Annotated in this window: 1 protein-coding gene and 1 pseudogene; both read left to right on the top strand. The window is 60.5% G+C overall.

Annotation, left to right across the window (positions count from 1 at the left end):
* Nucleotides 1–158, top strand: a pseudogene (locus AB4Y44_RS42220) (chloride channel protein); the annotation flags it as partial.
* A 363-nt stretch (nt 159–521) separates the two neighbouring features.
* Nucleotides 522–2,102 carry an isocitrate lyase gene (locus tag AB4Y44_RS42215; protein WP_342921676.1) on the top strand — a complete coding sequence of 527 codons (1,581 nt, stop codon included), beginning with the start codon at nt 522–524 and terminating at the stop codon, nt 2,100–2,102.
* The last annotated feature ends 199 nt before the right edge of the window (nt 2,103–2,301 follow it).

Below are 2,301 nucleotides of genomic sequence, written 5' to 3'. Positions count from 1 at the left end.
AGAGCCCGATCACAGCGTTCGTCATCGTCATCGAAATGATCGACGGGCACGCGCTCGTGCTCTCGTTGATGGCAACGGCACTCGTGTCGAGCCAGGTTTCCAGGCTATTCGCGCCGCCGCTGTACGAAGCCCTGGCGCATCGCTATCTGAAGCATTGACGCGCGCCGAGACGTCTGCTCGTCACAACGGACGTCTACCAAACCCCGGCCTGTCGCTACTCGCGCCATCCACGCCCCGCCCGCCTCCGGCAACCGAAAGCGCACTTCACATCGTGAAATGTAGCTCGAATTCCCGAGGCGGCGCCATTTCGCTTTATGAAAGCATGTTCTACAGCGCAAAAATTGTTCGCCATGTCGTTGATAAATAACGAATAAATAACTCATATGTCTTATATAAGACTTTGCTGCGACGCATCAGGAAGACCCTACAATTGAGCCATGCAGTTCGCTTCGACTTACGTGGCGGCACGCTGAACCATTCATTCAATCGCGCTTTGCTCTTCGGAGACTTAGGAGATACACATGGCTCAATATCAAGACGACATCAAGGCAGTGGCTGGTTTGAAGGAGAAACAAGGCAGCGCCTGGAATGCCATCAATCCCGAATCGGCTGCACGCATGCGAGCCCAGAACAAGTTCAAGACCGGCCTCGACATCGCGAAATACACGGCGAAGATCATGCGCGCCGACATGGCCGCCTACGATGCCGATCCGTCGAAGTACACGCAGTCGCTGGGCTGCTGGCATGGCTTCATTGGCCAGCAGAAGATGATCTCCATCAAGAAGCACTTCAACAGCACCGAGCGCCGCTACCTTTATCTGTCCGGCTGGATGGTGGCCGCGCTGCGCTCCGAGTTCGGCCCGCTGCCGGACCAGTCGATGCACGAGAAGACCTCCGTCAGCGCGCTGATCCGCGAGCTGTACACATTCCTGCGCCAGGCCGACGCCCGTGAACTGGGCGGCCTGTTCCGCCAGCTGGACGCGGCGCAAGGCGCTGCCAAGGCCGCCATCCAGGAAAAGATCGACAACCACGTCACCCACGTCGTGCCGATCATCGCCGACATCGACGCGGGTTTCGGCAACGCGGAAGCCACCTACCTGCTGGCCAAGCAGTTCATCGAAGCGGGCGCCTGCTGCATCCAGATCGAAAACCAGGTGTCCGACGAGAAGCAGTGCGGCCACCAGGACGGCAAGGTGACCGTGCCGCACGAGGACTTCCTGGCCAAGGTGCGCGCGATCCGCTACGCATTCCTCGAACTGGGCGTGGACGACGGCATCATCGTGTGCCGTACCGACTCGCTGGGCGCCGGCCTGACCAAGCAGATCGCCGTGACCAGCACGCCGGGCGACCTGGGCGACCAATACAATTCGTTCCTCGATTGCGACGAAATCTCGCCCGACGCACTGGGCAACGGTGACGTCGTCATCAAGCGCGACGGCAAGCTGCTGCGTCCGAAGCGTCTGCCGAGCAACCTGTTCCAGTTCCGCGCCGGCACGGGCGAAGCACGCTGCGTCCTCGATTGCATCACCTCGCTGCAAAACGGTGCCGACCTGCTGTGGATCGAAACCGAAAAGCCGCATATCGCGCAGATCGCCGGCATGGTCAACGAGATTCGCAAGGTCATCCCGAACGCCAAGCTGGTGTACAACAACAGCCCGTCGTTCAACTGGACGCTGAACTTCCGCCAGCAGGCGTATGACGCGATGAAGGCCGCGGGCAAGGATGTGTCGGCCTACGACCGCGCCCAGCTGATGAGCCTGGAATACGACGAGAGCGAACTGGCGAAGGCCGCGGACGAAAAGATCCGCACCTTCCAGGCCGACGCGTCGCGCGAAGCCGGTATCTTCCATCACCTGATTACGCTGCCGACGTATCACACCGCTGCGCTGTCGACCGACAACCTCGCCCGCGAATACTTCGGCGACCAGGGCATGCTCGGTTATGTGGCTGGCGTTCAGCGCAAGGAAATCCGTCAGGGCATCGCCTGCGTCAAGCACCAGAACATGTCCGGCTCGGACATCGGCGACGACCACAAGGAGTATTTCAGCGGCGAAGCGGCGCTGAAAGCGGCGGGTAAGGACAACACCATGAATCAGTTCTGATACTCGTCGTTCCCCATGCGCAACGCCGACCCATACGGGTCGGCGTTTTTTCGTCCGTCGAGATCGCTCGCCGGCCCCCGTTACTATCTTCCCGCCTCGATAATCGAGGCTTTGGCCAGCCAGGCCCGGCATGATTCTCGCCCCCAGTCGCAGTCATGATCCGGGGGGTGTTGTCACCGGGTCTGGTGGGTGGCTGGTG

The organism is Paraburkholderia sp. BR10937 (assembly GCF_040965695.1).
In the GTDB taxonomy this organism is placed as follows: domain Bacteria; phylum Pseudomonadota; class Gammaproteobacteria; order Burkholderiales; family Burkholderiaceae; genus Paraburkholderia.
Note: the sequence above shows the minus strand (reverse complement) of the source record. Positions and strands in the feature narration are given on the sequence as shown.